We start from the raw sequence: 20047 nt of genomic DNA on the forward strand, positions 1-20047 counted from the left end.
TTTCGGGATATCTCCCGTCCCAGGAATTTTACCGGTTTCACGACATCAACGATATGCAATACTTGAGCACTCGGGGAGGGATTCAGCCCGTCCCCTTCACCAAAGCCGTGATGATGGGCCTCGCCGAAGACGGCGGGCTCCTGCTGCCCCGAACGATTCCCCGCATCGACAGCCAGACCCTGTCCTCCTGGAAAGGGCTCGGCTACGCGGACCTGGCCTTCGAGGTCATGTCGAGGTTCATCGACGATATCCCGGTCAGCGACCTGAAGAATCTGATCAACCGGTCGTACGCCACCTTTGACGCCGCGGATGTCGTCCCCCTCGTCCATTGCGGCAACCTCCACATCCTCGAGCTTTTCCATGGCCCGACCCTGGCCTTCAAGGACATCGCCCTGCAGTTTCTCGGCAACCTGTTCGAATACCTCCTCGCCAAAAGCGGCGAGGTCCTCAACATCCTCGGCGCCACGTCGGGGGACACCGGCAGCGCCGCCATCTACGGCGTCCGCGGCAAGGACCGGATCCGGATATTCATCCTCCACCCCCATAAGCGGGTCAGTCCGGTGCAGGAAAAGCAGATGACCTCGATCATGGACGACAATGTCTTCAACATCGCCATCCATGGCTCCTTCGACGACGGCCAGGCCATCGTCAAACAGATCTTCAGCGACATCGAATTCAAGACGGCGCTCAGCCTCGGGGCGATCAATTCGATCAACTGGGCCAGGGTCCTGGCCCAGGTCGTCTACTACGTCCACAGCGCCCTCCACGTCAGCCGTCACGAAAACGACGGATCGCTGGCCTTTTCGGTGCCGACCGGTAACTTCGGTGATATCTTCGCCGGCTACATCGCCAAACGGATGCTTCCGGAAGGCTGCATCCGCCAGCTCGTCCTTGCCACCAACGCCAACGACATCCTTTCCCGCTTCGTCAACAAGGGTGACTACTCGCTCGGCCAGGTGGTCCAGACCTCAAGCCCGTCGATGGATATCCAGGCGGCCTCCAATTTCGAGCGCTACCTCTACTACCTTCTCGACAAGGAACCGCAACAGGTCGCAAAGCTGATGGCGGAGTTCGCCGCCACCGGCAGGATCGATCTCTCGTCACATCTCGACCAGATCCGCCGCGATTTTGCCGCCACCGCCGTTTCCGAAGACGAGGTTCTGGCCACCATCGCTGAAATCTATAATGAATACGACTACATCCTTGACCCCCACACCGCCGTCGGGGTCAAGGCCGGCCAGGATCACCAGAAACCCGGGATCCCGATGGTCTGCCTCGCTACCGCCCATCCGGCCAAGTTCGGCGATGCCGTCGAGAAGGCGATCGGTCGACCGCCGACCTACCCGGAATCGCTGACCGGCATCCTCGAGCGGGAAAGCCGCTGCGAGATCATGGACGCCGATGTCGACCAGATCCGGGATTATCTCAGGAAAAACGCCCTCTACCGCTGATCATGGACCATGGGCGATACGTTGAGGCCGTGCTGGAATGTGCGGCCTTCTGCCGGGCCAGGCTGCCGTTCCTGCCGGAAACGGTCGTTCAGCTGGGAACCGGTCTCGGCGGCTTTGCCGACCGGATCCAGGCGGAGCTGATCATCCCCTACACGGACCTCCCCCATTTTCCCCGGGCCACCGTCGCCAGCCACTCCGGCAACCTGATCATCGGCCGGCTGGGCGGCCGGCCAGTCGCCGTCCTTCAGGGGCGGTTCCATTACTACGAAGGGTATTCCACCCGCGAAGTGGCCTTCCCGATCAGGGTGCTGTCCCTGCTCGGGGCCAGGACCCTGATCCTGACCAACGCCGCCGGCGGCCTGAACCCGCTGTTCAAGGCCGGATCGATCATGGTCATCCGCGACCATCTCAATTTCCTGGGCGAAAACCCGTTGCGCGGCCCCAACGTCGATGCCTGGGGACCACGGTTCCCCGACCTGTCGCAACCGTACGATCTCGGCCTCATCAAGGCCGCCCTGGACTGCGCCGTTGCCTGCGGCCTGAACAACGTCATCACCGGCATCTACGCCTGCATCCCCGGCCCCAGCCTCGAGACCCCGGCCGAGACGAGGTGGCTTCGGGACTGCGGCGCCGACGCCGTCGGCATGTCGTCCGTTCCCGAAGTCATCGTCGCCCGCCATGCCGGGATGGCCGTGCTCGGGCTGTCGGCGGTATCCAATATCAACGATCCCGACAACTTCCAACCGATCCTGCTCGACGATATCATAAACTGCGCCGGCCGGATCGGCCCCCAGATCACCACCCTGATCGCGGCTGTGCTGGCACGGGATACTTCAGCGTACTGAGCCTTTCCTCCTTTCCATTATGACACCCCAGGCCGACCTCCTCATCACCGGATCGCACCTCCTGCCCGGCGCCCGCCAGTCGGAGCTGCGCGAAGACCACGGCATCGCCGTTGCCGGCGACACCATCATCGCCATCGGCCCCACGGCCGACCTGGTGGCGGCCCATCCCCGGGCCCAGCGGCTGCATACCGCCCATGGTCTGATCATGCCCGGCCTGATCAACACCCACACCCATGCGGCGATGAGCTGTTTCCGCGGCATCGCCGACGACCTGCCGTTGATGACCTGGCTGCAGGAATATATTTTTCCCCTCGAACGGCGCCTGACCCCGGAAATCGTCTACCACTCGACCCTGCTGTCGCTGGCCGAGATGATCAAGTCCGGGACCACCAGCTTCTGCGACATGTACCTGTTCGCCAAGGACGTCGCCCGGGCGGCCGAGCAGTCCGGCCTGCGGGCATGGATCGGCGAAGTCCTCTACGATTTCCCTTCCCCGTCCTACGGCCCGGTGGAGGCCGGCCACAGCTATGTCGAGGAGATGTTCCGCCACTATCGCCATCATCCGCTGGTGAGCGTGGCGGTGATGCCGCACAGCGTCTACACCTGTTCGCCGGATCTGCTCCGCCGCCTGGCCGAAACCGCCCGCCGGGAAAACGCCATCCTCCATATCCACCTGTCGGAGAATGCCGCCGAAGTGGCAACCTGCCGGGAGCGCTACGGCGCCACTCCGACACGGCACCTCGACGAGCTCGGGGTCCTCGGCGACAACACCCTCGCCGCCCACTGCGTGGTCCTCGACGAAGACGATATCAATCTGCTCGCCGCACGGAGAGTCAAGGTCTGCCACTGCGTCGAATCCAACCTGAAGCTGGCCTCGGGCATCGCTCCCGTCGTCCGGATGATCGAACGGGGCGTCACCGTGTCGCTCGGGACCGACGGCAGTGCCAGCAACAACAATGTCGATATGTTCGGCGAGATGAACTGCGTCGCCAAGGTCCACAAGGTCGAGCGGATGGACCCGACGGCGATGAACGCCGAATCCACCCTCGAGGCGGCGACCGCAGGCGGCGCCAAGGCCCTCGGGATGGAAGAGCGGATCGGTTCGCTCGCGGTCGGCAGGAAGGCCGACGTCATCGTCATCGACCTCGACCAACCGCATCTCATCCCGCTCTATAACGTGCCGTCGCACCTGGTATATGCCGCAAGAGGCGGCGATGTCGTCCATTCGGTCATCAACGGACGGATCGTCATGCGGGACCGCCGGTTGCTGACGATCGACGAACACGAAGTCATGGCGGCGATGCGGACCATCTCGGCCGGTTTCCGCCCGCTGCCGGGCCGGCGATGACAACCTTGACTTTCTCCTCGGACTGCTCTACATTCGTAACCTGCATGCTGCTGAAGCACGAGGTGTCGCAACCGGTGAGAATACAACCGCCCTGTCAAAGAGGTTTTTATGTTTGGACTTGGAATGCCGGAACTGATTGTCATCCTGGTGATTGTCGTCATCATCTTCGGTGCCGGCAAACTCCCTGAAATTGGCTCGGGAATCGGCAAAGGGATCAAAAACTTCAAAGATGCGACTAAAAAAGAAGAAGAGCCGAAAAAAATCGACGACGACAAGAATGACAGCTCGAAGGCTACCTGACATCCACCTATCTACGGAGTAACACCATGTTCGGACTTGGCACCCCAGAATTGATCGTCATTCTCGTCATTGCCTTCCTGATCTTCGGCGGCAAGAAACTGCCCGAGATCGGCGCCGGTCTCGGCAAGGCGATAACCTCTTTCAAAAAGGGTATTCGCGATGTCGAAGACGAGGGCAAGGAACTGATGAACGGCATCCCCGGCGTCAAAGAGGCGGCCGAGGTCAAACAGACCATCGATCAGGTCAAAAATATCGGCAAGGTCATCAAGTAAGCCCCATCGACCGCAGGACCGCGGCTGATCACCGCTGCAGTCCTGCAACGATGGCCTGTCCAAACCGGCCTCTCCGTCATCCCCCTCACCGGCCATCCTTTCCGCGGTTGCCCTGCTCGCATCTCCCTGCCTTTTTCTCTTTTCTACCTTGCACTATTGCTGAAGAAACTGGTGTTTCAGTATTCCGGTGGCATGATTTTCCCCACTCAACGATAGTTAATACGTTGATAAAATAACGTTTATCAATAAACGACAATCTTCTTGACAACCACATAACTCTGCTATAAATGTAAATTATTGACTTCAATATTTTACATTATTGTCCAATACAGTATTTTTCGGTGTCTACCCCGCTGCCATGCCGCCACCCGCCTTCGGGCGCTTTCACCTTCATCCATCAGGAGTAGGACATGTGTCGTTTAGCCCTGAAAACCGCTCTCGAACCGTTCTCCCCGTATACGGTTCTCACCGCCATGGAGGCCATGCAGGAAGGGTACGACGGTTCCGGCCTCGGCCTGCTGCTGCGGGGCATGGAGTTCGAGGACTTCCGCTACAACCACAAGTTCCCGATCCTCTCCGGGATCGCCCACAGCGTCGCCGCCTGGCGTCGCCTCGACGACTTCATGGAGGAACGCGGCTACGAACTGAAGTACGACCACAAGTTCCATATGCGCTGGGACCTGGTCGAGTCGAAGGACCGCTACCGCTATTTCGTCCGGGCCTACCGCATGCCCGACAAGTTCACCGACCGGACACAGCAGGAAAAAGACGACGAGCTGATGCTGACCCGGCTGGCCCTGCGCAAGGACGGCGAACTGCATGGCGGTGACCTGACCGTTTTCTCGTTCTGGCCGGACGTCACCATCATCAAGGAGGTCGGCTGGCCAATCAAGATCGGTGATTCCCTCTGTCTCCACGACGGTCAGATCAAGTCCAGGGTCTGTATGGCCCAGGGGCGTCAGAACACCAACTACGGCATCAACCTCTACGCCTGCCACCCCTTCTTTCTCCAGGGGATCTCGACGATGACCAACGGCGAAAACACCGCCTTCGTGCCGATCAAGGACTGGCTGCTGGGCCGCCATTTTCCCGGATATCTCGGTTACCAGAGCGATTCCGAGGTCTTCACCCACATCCTCCACTATACGCTGAAGCAGCTGAAGCTGCCGCTGCAGGCCTACAAGCACATCATCACCCCGCTCAGTTCGCAGGAACTGGCCGTCCATCCGCAGGGCGAATTCCTCGCCGGGCTCCGCAACGTCTGCCGGCGGCTGATCATCGACGGCCCGAATGCCGTTATCGGCACCCTGCCCGACGAGACCTGCCTGCTGGTCATGGACCAGAAGAAACTGCGTCCGGCGACCGTCGGCGGCCGTACGGGCGAGTGGGCCATCGCCAGCGAGATGTGCGGCGTCGACGCCATGATCCCGGATCGCGACCGCGCCCTTGACTTCCAGCCGATGCGCGAACATACCGTCATCATTCCACCCGATAGAAAGGAACTCACCATATGGTCTCAACACGATCCGTATCCGTTGCCCCAGGCAGCCTGACCCCTAACGATTTCCCCTGGATCATCGAGCATCGCGAGGATCGGTGCACCCTCTGCGGCAACTGCACCTCGGTCTGCCCCAAGGAGGCGATCCGACTCGCCTACCGGCGCCAGCGGCTGCCCAGGCTCGACATCCTGAGCACGAAGCGGGGCAGCGAATACCGGACCTTTACCGGCATCCGCCAGGAGACGGCGATCGCCAACGCCTGCATCGGCTGCGGCATGTGCGCGATGGTCTGCCCCAACGAGGCGATCATGCCGGCGCCCAACACCAACGAACACCGCACCCTGTTCTTCAACAACCAGAAGGGTGAGCCCCAGAAGCGGGGCGGACGGCGCAACGTCAGCGGCCCGAACCTGCTCGACCGCATCGTCTTCAACCGCATCTCGATGCTGACCGACCCGGCCCTCGACGCCGGTCGCCACGAATTCAACCTCACCACGACCCTCGGCCGCATCCTGCCCCCCGAGGACTTCCTCGACCGAATCCAACACGGCGGCTGGATCCCGCCGACCCGCGAGATCTTCCCCTTCGTCATCGGCTCGATGTCGTTCGGCGCCCTGTCGCCCAATATGTGGCTGGGCCTGCTGCAGGGCGTCGCCTACTGCAACGAGGTCCTCGGCATCCCGGTCGTCATGTGCACCGGCGAGGGCGGCTGTCCGCCCTGGGTCCTGCGCAGCCCGTACCTCAAGTACATCGTCCTCCAGATCGCCTCGGGGTATTTCGGCTGGGACGAGATCATCCGGGCCATCCCGGAGATGCAGTGCGATCCGGCAGCGATCGAGATCAAGTACGGCCAGGGCGCCAAGCCCGGCGACGGCGGCCTGTTGATGTGGCACAAGGTCTCGAAGCTCATCGCCCGCCTGCGCGGGGTCCCCGAGAGCGTCGATCTGCCCTCGCCGCCGGTCCACCAGACCCTCTACTCGATCGAGGAGAGCGTGATGAAGATGGTGCAGACCATGTCGACCGCCTTCGGCCACAAGGTCCCGGTCTACCCCAAGATCTCGGCCTCGACCTCGGCCAAGGCCGTCCTCAACAACCTGGTGCGCAACCCCTACGCCGCCGGCCTGCTGATCGACGGGATCGACGGCGGCACCGGCGCCGCCTACAACATCTCGATGGATGCGACCGGCAATCCGATCGCCTCCTGCGTCCGGGAATGCTACCTCGACCTCGTCGCCCAGGGGCGGCAGAACGAGATCCCGATCTTCGCCGCCGGCGGAGTCGGCAAGAACGGCAACATCGCCCAGAACGGCATGGCCCTGATCATGCTCGGGGCCTCCGGGGTCCATGTCGGCAAGTACATCATGCAGGCCGCCGCCGGCTGCCTCGGCAACGAGAAAGGCCGCTGCAACGTCTGCAATCTCGGCATCTGCCCGAAAGGCATCACCAGCCAGAATCCCAAGCTCTACCGTCGGCTCGATCCCGACCTCGTCGCCGATCGGGTGGCCGAGGTCTTCATGGCGATCCGGACGGAGGTCAAGAAGATCATGGCGCCGCTCGGCCGCTCGCAGAGCCTGCCGGTCGGCATGTCGGACGCCATCGGCATCGCCGACAGGGATGCCGCCGATCTGCTGAAAATCAACTATGTCTGTTAGTCCACCCCGAACACACCATCATGCCCGTCGCCGGCAGGGATCTGCCGCCGCCGCTGAAACAAGGAGCCTGCAGTGACAACAACGGTTGTAAAAGGTCGAGACGATCAGGGGCATCGGATCAGGTCGATGGAATTCGAACGGATGGTGCGTGAGGCCGCCGTCACCTCGTCTTCCCTCCTCCTCGAATCCTACGGTCAGCACAATATCGGCATCAGGTTGCAGCGTGAGGGCGGTCTCCATCTCCAGGTCAACGGCCCTTCCGGACAGCGCCTCGGCTGCATGGGGATGCCGGGAACCACCATCCTCTGCAAGGGGCCGACCTCCGACGACGTCGGCTACCTCAATATCGGCGCCGAGATCACCGTCCTCGGCGATGCCACCAACGGCGCCTGCAACGCCATGGCCAACGGCAAAGTCTACATCGGCGGGTCGATCGGTTCCCGCGGTCTGACGATGACCAAGTGGAACCCGGAATACGACAAACCGCAGCTCTGGGTCCTCGGTTCGACCGGCGACTCGTTCGCCGAATTCAACTGCGGCGGCATCGCCGTCGTCTGCGGCGTCAACCCCAAGAACCCCGACAACATCCTCGGCTACCGCCCCTGTGTCGGGATGGTCGGCGGCCTCATCTATTTCCGGGGGCCCATCGACGACTCCTACCCCAGAACCAATGCCCGCCTCGACCAGCCGAACGATCAGCAGTGGCAGTGGCTGGTCGAGAACATGCCGGTCTACCTCGGCAAAATCGGGAGGGCCGATCTCTTCTCAACCCTCACCCGGCGCGACGAATGGCGCATCCTCGCCACCGTCACCCCCCAGGAACGGGCCCTGATGTTCTCGGGACCGATGCCGATGGCGGAATTCCGCAACCAGTTCTGGAACAAGGCCTTCGGTGGCGGCGACCCCCTGCGCGATCTCGCCCCGGGACTGGATCGCAGCGTCATCGAGACGATCGTCACCGGCGACCTGCGACGCAGGCAACCCTACTGGGCCAACAGCGAGGCCGCGGCCCCGTGCACCTTCTACTGTCCGATCCATATCCCGACGGTCGAGCGTCTCCGCCTGATCCGGGAAGGCCGGATAGACGAGGCCTACGAGATGCTGCTGCGCTACACCCCGCTGCCGGCCTCGGTCTGCGGCGCCGTCTGTCCGAACCTGTGCATGGAGAACTGTTCCCGGCGCGGGGTCGACGGCCCGATCGAGATCCAGATCCTCGGCCGGGCGGTCGGCAATTTCCCCGCCCCCACGCCGGCCGAATCGCTGGGCAAGAAGGTCGCGGTCATCGGCGGCGGCCCGGCCGGGATGAATGTCGCCTGGCAGCTGGCCCTGGCCGGGGTCGAGGCCCACATCTTCGAAAAGGACGGCCGGATCGGCGGCAAGCTGGCCCAGGTCATCCCCTGGGAGCGGTTGTCGCAGGCGATCTGGGACGTCGAGATAAAGCGCTTCCTGGCGATGCCGAACATCAAGGTTCACCTCAACGTCGACATGGACAAGGAACAGTTCGCCGGCCTGGAGCGGGACTACGATTACGTGGTGATCGCGGTCGGCGCCCACGAGCCGCGGCGGATCCCGTTCCCCGGCCATGAGCGGGTGATCACCGCCCTCGACTTCCTGAAGAAGGCCAAGAGCGAGACACCGATGGCCGTCGGCCGGGAGGTGGTGGTCATCGGCGCCGGCAACGTCGGCTGCGATGTCGCCTGCGAGGCCTACCGGCTCGGGGCGGAGAAGGTGACCCTGATCGATATCCAGAAACCGCTGGCCTTCGGCAAGGAGAAGGAGGCGGCGGAGGCCCACGGCGCCGTCTTCCGCTGGCCGGTGGTGACCAAGGAGGTGACCCCCATCGGCGTGGTCACCGACTCCGGCGAGCTGATCCCGGCCCAGACGACCATCATCTCGATCGGCGATGTCCCGGCCCTGCCCTTCCTGCCCGAGACGATCGAGACCATGTCCGTCGGCGGCGCCGCATGGATCACCACCGATCAGGCCCATGTCACCTCGAATGCCCGGATCCTGGCGGTCGGCGATGTCGAGAAGCCGGGCCTGGCGACCAACGCCCTCGGCGCCGGCAAGACCGCCGCCGAATACATCATCGCCGACATCAAGGGCGAAAAGTGGCAGCCGTTCACCAAACCGCTGATCCCCCACAAGGCGCTGACGATCACCCATTATTTTCCCGGTGACTCGGGACCGACCGAAAGCGACCAGGCCGACCGCTGCCTGTCCTGCGCCTCCTGTCGCGATTGCCACCTGTGCGAGACCATCTGCCCGACCGGGGCGATCAGCCGGCGGGAGATCGAACCGGGCGGCAGCGACCGGCTGCTGGCGCGGCAAAAGACCTTCGAGTATGTCTCCGACGACAACAAATGCATCGCCTGCGGCTTCTGCGCCGACACCTGCCCCTGCGGCATCTGGACGATGAACGCCTTCTAGCCGCCACACCGGGATTGTTGCCGTGAACCCAGGCCCGAAGGGGGCGAAGCGGAATCAGGGGGCCGGGGGCCACACCTTCTCGCCCCGTTCATGGCGGAGCAGCAGGTCCTTGATGGCGATCCCGGCACCGAATCCGACCAGCCGCCCGTCACTGCCGATCACCCGATGACAGGGGATGACGATCAGCAGCGGATTGCGGTTGGCCGCCTGGCCCACTGCCCTGGCCTTGTTGCGGCCGCCGACGAGGGCGGCCAGTTCGCCGTAGGTCAGGACCGCGCCATAGGCAATACCCCGCATGGCCTGCCACACCGCCAGCTGAAAGTCGGTGCCGGCCGGCAGCAGCGGCAGGTCGAAGACCTGCAGCCGGCCGGCGAAATAGGCCCGCAGCTGGCGTTCGGCCTCGATCAGGACCCGGTTTTCATCGTGCCGACCCGGGCGTATCCGGTGATCGCCGCTGATACTGTCGATGGCGAAGAGATGGTCGGCGTCGGCATAGAGGACCAGGTCGCCGATCGGTGAAGATATCGTGCGGCAGAGGATGTCCTGTTGATCAATATCGGGATGCATGATGTCTCCTTGTGCCTTGAGAACGTTTCGATCCGACGCGGTCGCCGCCGGCAGGGTCGAATCGGGATCGCCTTCCCGCCGGATCGATAGCGAACCGGAGAGATTCGGTGCCGCAGTGGAACGGTGCGTTGCTCTCTATTTGTGAATTCCGCCTGGTTATGGTAGAGGTAGGGGTGACCCGAACCCAGGCAGATCAGCCTCAAGCCGGTCATTTCCCCTGCCCGTCCAGATAAAATTGACGACCTCCCGGTTCTATGGCCGCGACAGCTCCATCCACACAGGATAATGACAGAACCTGCCTCGACACCCTCCAGTTGCAGCGGCTCGAGGACGATTTCCGTACCTGGTTCGAGACCTCGACCCGCCGCGAAGTGCGGCTCTCCCGGCAGCGCATCTATCTCATCTTCCTGCTCATCCGCTACACCGGCGCCAAACTCAACGAGGTCCTGAATCTCAATCCCTACAAAGACTTCGACCCAACTCGGCATATCATCCGCTTCTCCGGTGGCAATGCAGGGGAAAAGGCGACTAGTCGTGAAGTGCGGATCCCCGAGAGCATGTCCGACACGATTGCCGCGCTGCTGGCCGACCCCCCGTTACGCCAGGCGCTCAACAACTCGCTGGCTATCGACCCCGGCTTCGTCCGCCGCAAATTCTATGAACGGACGAAGGCGATAGGCCTTCCTCCCCGCCAGGGCGGTCCGGAAATGATCCGCAAGGCCCGGGCGGTCGAACTGCTCCTCGACAGAATGCCGCTGCCGGCGGTCCAGGCCTTCCTCGGCCATTCAAATCCCACCCTGACCAGCAGCTATGTCTCCTTTTCCGAGGAGGAGCTGGCGCAGGTCACCCGCTATCACGTCGAGCGCGAATTTTCGCGCAAGACCAGCGCCTGCAACGTCTTTTTCGGCAAGATCGGCGCCATCCGCAAGGGCGACATCCAGGCGATCATCGAAATCGCCACGGTCAGCGGCATGACGATCCAGTCGATCATCACCCATGGCAGCCTGCAGCAGCTCGATCTGGCGATCGGCCGCCTGGTCAGGGCCGAGGTCAAGGCCCCATGGGTCGTCCTCTCCAGGGAGGAACCGCGATGTACGGCGGAGAACCGGTTCTGCGGCCTGATCGAACGGATCAGCACCGGGACGATCAACTCCGAATTCAGCCTGCGCCTTGAGGACGGGACCGAGCTCTGCGCCATCGTCGGCAGCGGCGGCAGCGCACTCCTCGGTCTGCAGGAGGGTGACCGGGTCTGGGCGATCTTCAGCTGTTATGCCGTCATCCTCCATGTCGACTGACGGGCCGCAACCCCCTGGGATTCCGCCGCCGTTACCAGAATGACTGGGGCAGCGACCGGGTGTACGCCAGCCAGATCGGCGCCGCCGTACGGCCGCCCGTCTCGCCGTCGCCAAGGCTCTGATTGTGATCGTAGCCGACCCAGACCCCGGTCAGCAGTCGTTCGTTGAAGCCGATGAACCAGGCGTCACGGTTGTCGTTCGAGGTGCCGGTCTTGCCGCCGATCGATCCTCCCAGGACCGCCACCCGCCGACCGGTGCCCCCCCGGACCACCCCTTCCAGCATCCTCCGCATCTTGTAGGCGTTGGCGACCGCCAGCACCTGCCGGATCTCGCCGCCGTCTCCCGGCAGCACCGTGCCGTCCGGCATCTCAATCCGTTCGATCAGCGAGGGCGGCGAAAACCGCCCCTGGCGGGCATAGGGCATATAGGCGGCGGTCAGCTCGAGCAGGGTAAGATCGGCCGACCCCAGGGCCAGCGACAGGTCCGGCGGCAGGGAGGAGGCAATCCCTGTCGCTCGCGCCAGATCGTGGACCCTCTTTACCCCCACCGCCTGGAGCAGCCGGACCGCGGCGCTGTTGTAGGAGTGGGCCAGGGCCTCGGCCAGAGTCACCGTCCCGTGGTATTTGCCGCCGAAATTCTTCGGCTGCCAGCGCACCCCGTTGCTGCCGGTCAGCGAGAAGGGGCTGTCATCGATAGACGATTCCGGTTCCCAGCCTATCGCCAGGGCCGTCGCGTAGACCAGCGGCTTGAACGACGAACCGGCCTGCCGTTTCGCCTGGGTGGCCCGGTCAAAGGGGGAGGTGGAAAAGTCCGTCCCCCCCACCAGGGCCCTGACCTTCGCCGACGAGATTTCGATGCTCGCCAGCGCCGCCTGCGGCGACGGTGTTTTCGCTCCGTTGCCCTTCACCATCCGCGCATGGATCTCGCGGACCCCGTCCTTCACCGCCACCGTCGCCTCGTGCTGCATCCCGGGGTCGAGGGTCGTATAGATGCGCAGGCCGGCCCGGGTCAGCGGCATCTTCACCTGCCGGGCCACCTTCTTCTTGACCGCTTCGATAAAGTAGCCGTTCTCTTCAAGCTCATCGGCCGCTGCCGGATTATGATAGGTGATCGGGCTCGAATAGGCCTCCCGGGCCTGCTGCGGGGTGATGTAGCCGGCGGCGGCCATCCGGTTGAGGACATAGAGCTGACGGGCCACGGCCCGTTTCGGAAAACCCAAGGGGGTATAGCGGCTCGGGGCCTGGGGAAGGCCGGCGAGGACGGCCATTTCGGCCAGCGACAGGTCCGCCGCCCGCTTGCGGAAATAGGCCTGGGAGGCGGCCTCGACGCCGTAGGCGCCGGCCCCGAGATAGATCTGGTTGAGATAGATGTAGAGGATCTCCTCCTTCGACAGCAGGGTGTCGATCCGCCAGGCGAGGATCGCCTCCTTGAATTTTCGTACATAGGTCTTTTCCGGGGTCAGCAGCAGCGACCGGGCGACCTGCTGGGTGATCGTCGACCCGCCCTGCCCCCTCTCTCCCCGCCGGAGATTGACCACGACCGCCCGGAACACCGAAAAAAAGTCGAGACCCTGGTGGTCGAAAAAGCGGTTGTCCTCGGCGGCGATAAAGGCCTTCACCAGCAGGTCCGGCATCGCCGCGAGGGGAATGACGATCCGGTTCTCCTCAAAGATCCTGGCGATCATGTTGCCATGGCGGTCATAGATCAGACTGGTCTGCGGCGGTTGATAGTGGGCGACGGAGCTCAGGTCGGGGAGGCGCAACGCGATGAGGGCGACGAGTGGCGCCCCGCAGGCGGCGGTGAGGATCAGAGTGACAACGGCGAGAACAACGACAATGTGGCGGGAACGACAGATCCTCTGTCGCCGTTTTCCGGAAGGCGGCGACCGGGGATCTTCCGTGCTGGGTTTTTCGGGTGACACTGACAGGAGAGTGATGGTAGAATTCCTTCCTTGATGGTTCTATCGCCTCGTTCCAATGTAACACGCACCACCCTCGACGCAACAGGAAAGCAATCCCCGCATGGCCAAAATCCATATCCTACCCGAACACCTGGCAAACCAGATTGCCGCCGGCGAGGTCATCGAACGGCCGGCCTCGGTGGTCAAGGAACTTCTCGAAAACAGTCTAGACGCCGGCGCCACCCGGATCGAAATCGAGATCGAGGGCGGCGGCATCCGGCTGATCAGGGTCATCGACAACGGCGAGGGCATGGACGAGGACGACGTCCTGCTCTGCCTCGAACGCCACGGGACCTCGAAGATCAGGGAAGACCGTGACCTCGCGGCGATCGCCACCCTCGGTTTCCGTGGCGAGGCGCTTCCCTCGATCGGTTCGGTCTCGCATATGACGATCACCTCGCGGCCCGCCGGAGCGGATCTCGGCACCGAGGCGGTCGTCGCCTACGGCAAACTGGTCAAGATCCACGCGATCGGGGCCGCCCAGGGCACCCGGTTCGAGGTGGCGCATCTGTTCGGCAATACCCCGGCCCGCCGCAAGTTCCTGCGCACCGTCCGCACCGAACAGGCCCATATCGAGGAGGTGGTGAAGAATTACGCCCTCGGTTCGCCCGAGACCACCATCGTCCTCAGGGTCGACGGCAGGGAGATCCTGCATCTCGACCGGACACTGTCCCTGCAGCAGCGACTGGCCCGGCTGATGCCCGCCGCCGTACCGTTGCTCGGTGTCGGCGATCCCGACGCCGGAACGCCGCCGCCACGGGTCTTCGGCTATCTCGCCCTGCCGGAGGCCACCCTGCCGGCCGCCGCCAGGCTGCGTCTGTTCGTCAACGGCCGTGCTGTCCGGGACCGGATGATGACCCATGCCGTCATCGAAGGGCTGCGTGGTTTTCTGATGAAGGGCCGGAACCCGGCCGGAATGATCCACCTCATCGTCGCCGCCGCCGAGGTCGATGTCAACGTCCACCCGGCGAAGCATGAAGTCCGTTTCCGCCACAGCCGCGATATCCATCTCCTCATCAGTGAGGCGGTGGCCAGGGCGATGGGCCATTACCAGCAAGAGGTCCAGGGACGGATCTTCGGCCCCGCCCAGGCCCGCCGGACCACCCCGATCCCTCTCGACAGCCGCTCCGTCGCGGCTCCCCCCTCCCTCGCTGCCGCCCCGCTCGAGAAGGACGATCCGCCCCGACCTCTCCCCCGGGCCCGGACCGCCGCCGGCTCCGACCAGGCAGACCGACCGGCGCCGCCGCTGCCGGCGCCCGGAACATACCGTCCGGCCAGTGTTGCCGGAGGAGGGCTCGCCGCCGCTGAACCTGAACCGGTAGCAGCTCCGGACCTCGGCGCCCGGTCGCCACGCCAGACCTCCCTCGCCGTCCCGGACCGGCAGCATCACGGGATGCAGGTCATCGGTCAGCTCGACGACCTCTATATCCTCTGCCAGAACGACGAAGGCCTGGTCCTGATCGACCAGCACGCCGCCCACGAGCGCCTGCTGTTTGAAGATCTGCGCCGCCAGTACAGCGGCGACCGGATCGCCAGCCAGAACCTGCTCTTCCCGCTGACGATCGAGCTGTCGCTGTTCCAGGCCCGTCTGGTCGAACAGCACCTTCCCGAGCTGCAGCGGATGGGCTTCGCTCTGCGGCACTTCGGCGGCAACGCCTACGTCATTTCCGGGGTGCCGGCGCTGGCCGGTCAATGCCCGCCGCAGGAGCTGCTGCTCGATATGCTCGAACAGTTCGGCAGCGAGAGCGGCCAGAGCGAGAGGGAGAACCGGATCGATCGGATTCTCGCGACGATGGCCTGCCGGGCAGCCGTCAAGGCCGGGGCGAGACTGTCAATCGAAGAAATCGAGGCGCTGCTCGAGCGGATGGCCCGGGCCGACCTCTTCAGCCACTGCCCCCACGGGCGGCCGGTGTGGAAGACCATCAGCCGAACGGAGATACGAAAATGGTTTCACCGGGCATAAAAATCGACGACCGGAGGCGGGCGATCGTCCGCCGCAGTTCCACCCCCCTCGTGCTCCTGCTCCTTCTGTCGCTTGCCATACTGCTCAACGGCTGCGCCAAGACCCAGGTCGGACGGATGATGGAGACCACCGCCTACTGCGGTTGCGGTGCCTGCTGCAGTTGGGAGCGCGGCAGCCCGGAGTGGCTCTACCTCGATTTCTGGAACAAATACGTCAACCGCGGCGCCGCCGCCGGCCGGCCGTACAGCGGCAGGACCGCCAGCGGCGCCTGGCCCGAGGAACCCCAGGAGGGGCTGTTTTCGCTGGACAGCCTGCAACGGCCGTGGATGATTCCGATCCGCACGGTCCTCTTTCCCTGGTACCTGCTGCCGGGAGATGGCACCATCGCCGCCGATACCCGCCATTACCCGTTCGGCACCCGGATGTATGTGCCCGGATACGGCTGGGGACGGGTGGAGGACCGCGGCGGCGCCATCAAGGGGCCGGATCGCATCGATCTCTACTTTGACTCCCACCGGGATGCCCTCCACTGGGGCCGCCGCAAGGTGCCGGTCCAGATTCAATATCCCTGATGATGACCGGACCAGCTCCAGTGGCATTCCCTGTATCACTCCCCACCTTCCCCACGTGCATCCGAGGGCGACATCATCATGACGAGTAAATGCTCCATCACGATCATCGGCGGCGGTCTCGCCGGCTGCGAGGCCGCCTGGCAGGCCACTCTCCGCGGCTGCCGCGTCACCCTCTACGAGATGAAGCCGCAGCGCTTCAGTCCGGCCCACAGTTCCCCGCTGCTGGCGGAGCTGGTCTGCAGCAATTCGCTGCGGGCCAGTGATATCGGATCGGCCGTCGGTCTGCTGAAGCAGGAGATGCGCCTGCTCGACTCCCTGGTTCTGCGGGCGGCCGCCGCTACCGAAGTCCCTGCCGGGCGGGCGCTGGCGGTCGATCGCGAGCGCTTCGCCGGCTACATCACCGAAACGATGGAGGGGCACCCGCTGATCACGATCCAGCGCCGGGAGGTAAAGGAATTGCCCTCCCCGGAGCAGGGACCGACGATCGTCGCCACCGGCCCGCTGACCTCCGAAGCGCTGAGCTCGGCGATCGCCGCCGTCACCGGGGAGGAGCGGCTCTCCTTCTATGATGCCATTGCCCCGATCGTCATTGCCGAGAGCCTTGATCATGATGTCGTCTACCGGAAATCCCGCTATGACGACGGGCCCGGCGATTACCTCAACTGCCCGATGGACCGGGACCAGTACCGGCACTTCATCGATGAGCTGGCCCGGGCCGAGTACGTGCCGCTGCATCCGTTCGAGGAACCGAAATACTTCGAGGGCTGCCTGCCGATCGAGGTCCTCTGTGCCCGGGGCGAGGACACCCTGCGCTTCGGGCCGATGAAACCGGTCGGTCTTCCGGACCCGCGGACGGGGCGTGAGCCCTATGCCGTCGTCCAGCTGCGCCAGGAGAACCGGGAAGGCACGACCTGCAACATGGTCGGATTCCAGACCAAGCTGACCTATCGGGAACAGCAGCGGATCTTCCACCTCATCCCCGGTATGGAGCGGGCCGAATTCGCCCGCCTGGGGTCGATCCACCGCAACACCTTCATCTGCGCCCCGCTGCTGCTGCAGCCGACCCTGCAGCTCAAGGCCCGCCCCGACCTGCTGTTCGCCGGCCAGCTTGCCGGGGTCGAAGGCTACGTCGAATCGGCCGCCATGGGTCTGGTGGCCGGGATCAACGCGGCACGCCTGGCCACCGGGGCGACGACCCCGCCACCGCCGCCGCAGACCGCCCTCGGCGCTCTGATCAGCCACCTGACCAGGAGCGATCCCCGGCATTTTCAACCGTCAAACGTCAATTTCGGCCTGTTTCCGGCCTGGGAGAAAAAAACCCCGAAGCGACTGCGGGGACAATTGCGGGCGGAAACGGCTGTCGCCGCCCTGCATCGATGGCGGCAGGATCTCGGAAAAAACGGCTGAAGCGGGGGGAAGAACAGACACGAAACCCGTCTGCGGCCGCACCGGCAGACGGGTTGAGGTGGCGGCGCCGGCCGGAGAAAGAATCCGATCCGGCGGCAGCGGTCAAGGACCGTGCGATCAGTAAGGCTCGCAGCCGCCCCGGCAGTCACGGTTGATGTAGCCGGGCGGGCAGGGCTGGTCATAGTTGTAATCCCAGCCCCGGCAGTCATCATCACCACGGCGTCTGCCACGGTCACCACCGAAGAAGTCGCCGCCGCCCCGGCGCCGGTCGTCATAACACTGTCTCGGGCCCTGGCAGGTGCGGTATCTCCCGCCCGAGGCATCGTCGCAGAGGGTTTCATACCGCTGCCCGGGCAGGCACACCCCCCTGTGGGTATCCAGTCCGAGAGCGGCACAGGGGCCACCGGAGGAGGGGTTGTAATTGGGCAGCACCTGCCAGCCGCCGCTACAGTCGGCGGCTCCGGCGGCAGAGGCGAAAAAGACGCCGCACACGGCCAACAGCAACAGCGAGATTCGTGTCTTGTTCATTTGAGGCTCCATTGTCAGTTCATATAAAGGCCAGTCTCTAAACCGCACAGGATCATCTTTCTCTATTTTATAGTCGTGGTCAATTGAAAAGAATCGCTGTCCGGCAGCCGAAGTTGCCGGGATAGCACAACAATACCCACTGTTCGATACCTTCCCGGAACCAGACGGGAAACCGGCGACAGGCCGCGTCAGTCACAGCTCCCCCCTTCCTCGACGAATCCCCAGTACGGGTAATCGAGGGCATAGGAGGCGACCGGACCCGGACTGTGCTCGCGGCTGGCCACCAGCCACAGGGTGTTGCTCCTTTCCCCTGCCGCCGCCGGATCCTGGTGCACGTCGCCGGGATACAGCACCATCGCATTGTCGGCGCTGTACTCGATATCGCCCGAGCCCTTGAAGACCCCGAGGTGCGGTTCTTCCCGATATGAGCCGTCGCCGCCACGGGTGAGTTCGGAAATAACGAGAAAGGAAACCTGCAGTTCGTCGCGGATGGCCTCGAGCTGGCGCAGCCAGGCATCGATCCCGGTCCGGCGCTCGCTCAGGTCCTTGAACGGCAGCTTGTGCAGACTGTCGACGACGACCACCGTGTATTCACTGGATGATTCGTGGCGCAGAAAATCGATATGCCGGCGCATCAGTTCGGGGGTCAGCTTCCGGTCGTTGACCACCCGCAAGGTCGTCATCATCCGGCGCATCCGGCGACAGGCCTCGTCGTACCGCTCCCGCTCGGGCCCGGTCCACTGCTGCCGGCGCATCATCGAAGCGTCCATCCGGCTCAGGCGGCTGAGAGTCCGCTGGTAGATCTTCTGCCGGCCGTTCTCAAAATCGTAGTAGAGCACCGGAATCCCCCGCAGCGCCATCTCGGTGGCAATCTGGATCATGAACATCGATTTGCCGACCTTGGGGGCGCCGCCAACAACGTTGATGCCGTGGATGCCGCCGATGGCCGCATCGAGCCGACAAAACCCCGACTGCAGCGCCGCATAGGCAGATCCCTGCTCCGATGCCAGTCGCCGGAGAAAGCGCTGGTGTTCAAACTGGGGGGCGGGAAAGGGGGAAAAGGTCTTGGCGGACTGGATCATCGCCGCGATCGCCGCCCTGAAACCGCTGCCACGATCACGGGCCATCTGCCACACGCTGTAGCCGCGCGGCAGTCCGGCCGGCCATTGCAACAGGCGCACTTTGTAGCCGACACGGGCGGCCAGGGCCCTGGCCGCCGTCTCCGATTCGCCCGAATTCACCATGATGATGAACAGGGTGCGGAGATGGGCGAAGAGTTCGGAGTCGAGGCGTTCGAAGTTGAGATTGTACGGCACGGCGATCCCGGGGAAACCGAGCTGCTTCAGCGGCAGAAGATTGTTTTCCCCCTCACAGAGAAAGAGAGCGCCATTCTCGCAGGAGAGGAGATCAACGATATTGAAGATCTGGTATTCCTCGACGGCGAACCGCTCGTCGCCGTGCCAGAAATAGTCCTGCGGCCGGTCAGGGAAAACGCAGCGGGCGGCATAGCAGTTGCCGTCGGTCTGGAAGTACGGGTAGACGATGTAGCGACCGTTGTAGCCGATCTGCAGCTCGTCAAGCACCTGGGGGCCGACCCCGGCGGCCGAAAAATCCCGGACCAGGTCATCGGTCAGGCGGTCATGGTACTGCTTGATCTCGGTGTTGATGTTGACGACCGGGAATTCGGCGCCCTGGTGGAGATATTCCCGCTCCGGATCAAACCCCGGCGCCTCGGCCGGCTCGATAGCCGCGAGACGGGCAAACCACAGCGGAAATCCACCCGGCACGCAGCGATTGTGACAGCGGAAATAGCCATGGAAGGGCCCATCCTGGTTGAGGAACACGGTCAGCCGGCCGGCAGGATCGAAGCCCCGGTCCCGGCAAAACGGGCATTCCGCCACCAGAGTGGCCTTCTCCATCCGCCCTGCCGGCAGATGCCGAAGGTAGAACTCTGTCGT

The 20047-nt window shown here is 63.9% G+C and carries 16 protein-coding genes; 12 read left to right on the forward strand and 4 right to left on the reverse strand.

Annotated elements, in window-relative coordinates; all coding sequences use genetic code 11:
* Positions 1-53: 53 nt before the first annotated feature.
* The 8 genes from thrC (at position 54) to HNQ81_RS07475 (ending at position 9797) form a co-directional block, all read left to right on the forward strand.
* Positions 54-1451: a threonine synthase gene (thrC, locus tag HNQ81_RS07440; RefSeq protein WP_183349865.1), complete on the forward strand. Its 1398-nt coding sequence runs from the start codon at positions 54-56 to the stop codon at positions 1449-1451.
* Positions 1452-1453: 2 nt separating this feature from the next.
* Entirely contained in the window at positions 1454-2296 is an 843-nt protein-coding gene (locus HNQ81_RS07445) for a purine-nucleoside phosphorylase (RefSeq protein WP_183349867.1), read from the forward strand.
* A 19-nt stretch (positions 2297-2315) separates the two neighbouring features.
* The gene (locus HNQ81_RS07450) at positions 2316-3644 is read left to right on the forward strand and encodes an amidohydrolase family protein (protein ID WP_183349869.1); all 1329 of its coding nucleotides are present in this window, start codon (positions 2316-2318) and stop codon (positions 3642-3644) included.
* A 108-nt stretch (positions 3645-3752) separates the two neighbouring features.
* Positions 3753-3944, forward strand: a complete 192-nt coding sequence (tatA, locus tag HNQ81_RS07455; protein WP_183349871.1) for a twin-arginine translocase TatA/TatE family subunit — start codon at positions 3753-3755, stop codon at positions 3942-3944.
* Between the two features lie 26 nt (positions 3945-3970).
* Positions 3971-4216 carry a twin-arginine translocase TatA/TatE family subunit gene (gene tatA / locus HNQ81_RS07460; protein WP_183349873.1) on the forward strand — a complete coding sequence of 82 codons (246 nt, stop codon included), beginning with the start codon at positions 3971-3973 and terminating at the stop codon, positions 4214-4216.
* A gap of 410 nt (positions 4217-4626) precedes the next feature.
* Complete coding sequence (locus HNQ81_RS07465) at positions 4627-5769, forward strand: class II glutamine amidotransferase domain-containing protein (protein WP_183349874.1); 1143 nt, start codon at positions 4627-4629, stop codon at positions 5767-5769.
* Positions 5727-7367, forward strand: coding sequence for a glutamate synthase-related protein (locus HNQ81_RS07470; RefSeq protein ID WP_183349876.1), 1641 nt, complete (start codon positions 5727-5729; stop codon positions 7365-7367). The genes HNQ81_RS07465 and HNQ81_RS07470 overlap by 43 nt, the downstream gene beginning before the upstream one ends.
* 126 nt (positions 7368-7493) lie before the next feature.
* The gene (locus HNQ81_RS07475) at positions 7494-9797 is read left to right on the forward strand and encodes an FAD-dependent oxidoreductase (RefSeq protein WP_221270838.1); all 2304 of its coding nucleotides are present in this window, start codon (positions 7494-7496) and stop codon (positions 9795-9797) included.
* A gap of 54 nt (positions 9798-9851) precedes the next feature.
* Here the strand turns inward: HNQ81_RS07475 and HNQ81_RS07480 are convergent, their stop codons facing one another.
* On the reverse strand, positions 9852-10364 hold the full coding sequence (locus HNQ81_RS07480) for a methylated-DNA--[protein]-cysteine S-methyltransferase (protein WP_183349880.1): 513 nt from the start codon (positions 10362-10364) through the stop codon (positions 9852-9854).
* 254 nt (positions 10365-10618) lie between these two features.
* Between HNQ81_RS07480 and HNQ81_RS07485 the strand changes: the two genes are divergently transcribed.
* Positions 10619-11659: a TOBE domain-containing protein gene (locus HNQ81_RS07485; protein ID WP_183349882.1), complete on the forward strand. Its 1041-nt coding sequence runs from the start codon at positions 10619-10621 to the stop codon at positions 11657-11659.
* 31 nt (positions 11660-11690) lie between these two features.
* Here the strand turns inward: HNQ81_RS07485 and HNQ81_RS07490 are convergent, their stop codons facing one another.
* Positions 11691-13580, reverse strand: coding sequence for a PBP1A family penicillin-binding protein (locus tag HNQ81_RS07490; RefSeq protein ID WP_183349884.1), 1890 nt, complete (start codon positions 13578-13580; stop codon positions 11691-11693).
* Between the two features lie 100 nt (positions 13581-13680).
* On the opposite strand from HNQ81_RS07490, the gene mutL reads away from it, so the two are divergent.
* From mutL to trmFO, 3 genes are all read left to right on the forward strand, one after another.
* Positions 13681-15582: a DNA mismatch repair endonuclease MutL gene (gene mutL, locus HNQ81_RS07495; protein WP_183349886.1), complete on the forward strand. Its 1902-nt coding sequence runs from the start codon at positions 13681-13683 to the stop codon at positions 15580-15582.
* The gene (locus HNQ81_RS07500; RefSeq protein ID WP_240191831.1) at positions 15564-16154 is read left to right on the forward strand and encodes a 3D domain-containing protein; all 591 of its coding nucleotides are present in this window, start codon (positions 15564-15566) and stop codon (positions 16152-16154) included. The genes mutL and HNQ81_RS07500 overlap by 19 nt, the downstream gene beginning before the upstream one ends.
* A gap of 78 nt (positions 16155-16232) precedes the next feature.
* Positions 16233-17561 carry a methylenetetrahydrofolate--tRNA-(uracil(54)-C(5))-methyltransferase (FADH(2)-oxidizing) TrmFO gene (gene trmFO, locus HNQ81_RS07505; RefSeq protein ID WP_183349888.1) on the forward strand — a complete coding sequence of 443 codons (1329 nt, stop codon included), beginning with the start codon at positions 16233-16235 and terminating at the stop codon, positions 17559-17561.
* Positions 17562-17678: 117 nt separating this feature from the next.
* Here the strand turns inward: trmFO and HNQ81_RS07510 are convergent, their stop codons facing one another.
* On the reverse strand, positions 17679-18089 hold the full coding sequence (locus tag HNQ81_RS07510) for a hypothetical protein (RefSeq protein WP_183349890.1): 411 nt from the start codon (positions 18087-18089) through the stop codon (positions 17679-17681).
* 188 nt (positions 18090-18277) lie between these two features.
* Complete coding sequence (locus tag HNQ81_RS07515; protein WP_240191832.1) at positions 18278-20008, reverse strand: DnaB-like helicase C-terminal domain-containing protein; 1731 nt, start codon at positions 20006-20008, stop codon at positions 18278-18280.
* Positions 20009-20047 lie beyond the last annotated feature (39 nt).

Source organism: Desulfoprunum benzoelyticum, from assembly GCF_014201505.1.
In the GTDB taxonomy this organism is placed as follows: Bacteria; Desulfobacterota; Desulfobulbia; order Desulfobulbales; family Desulfocapsaceae; genus Desulfoprunum; species Desulfoprunum benzoelyticum.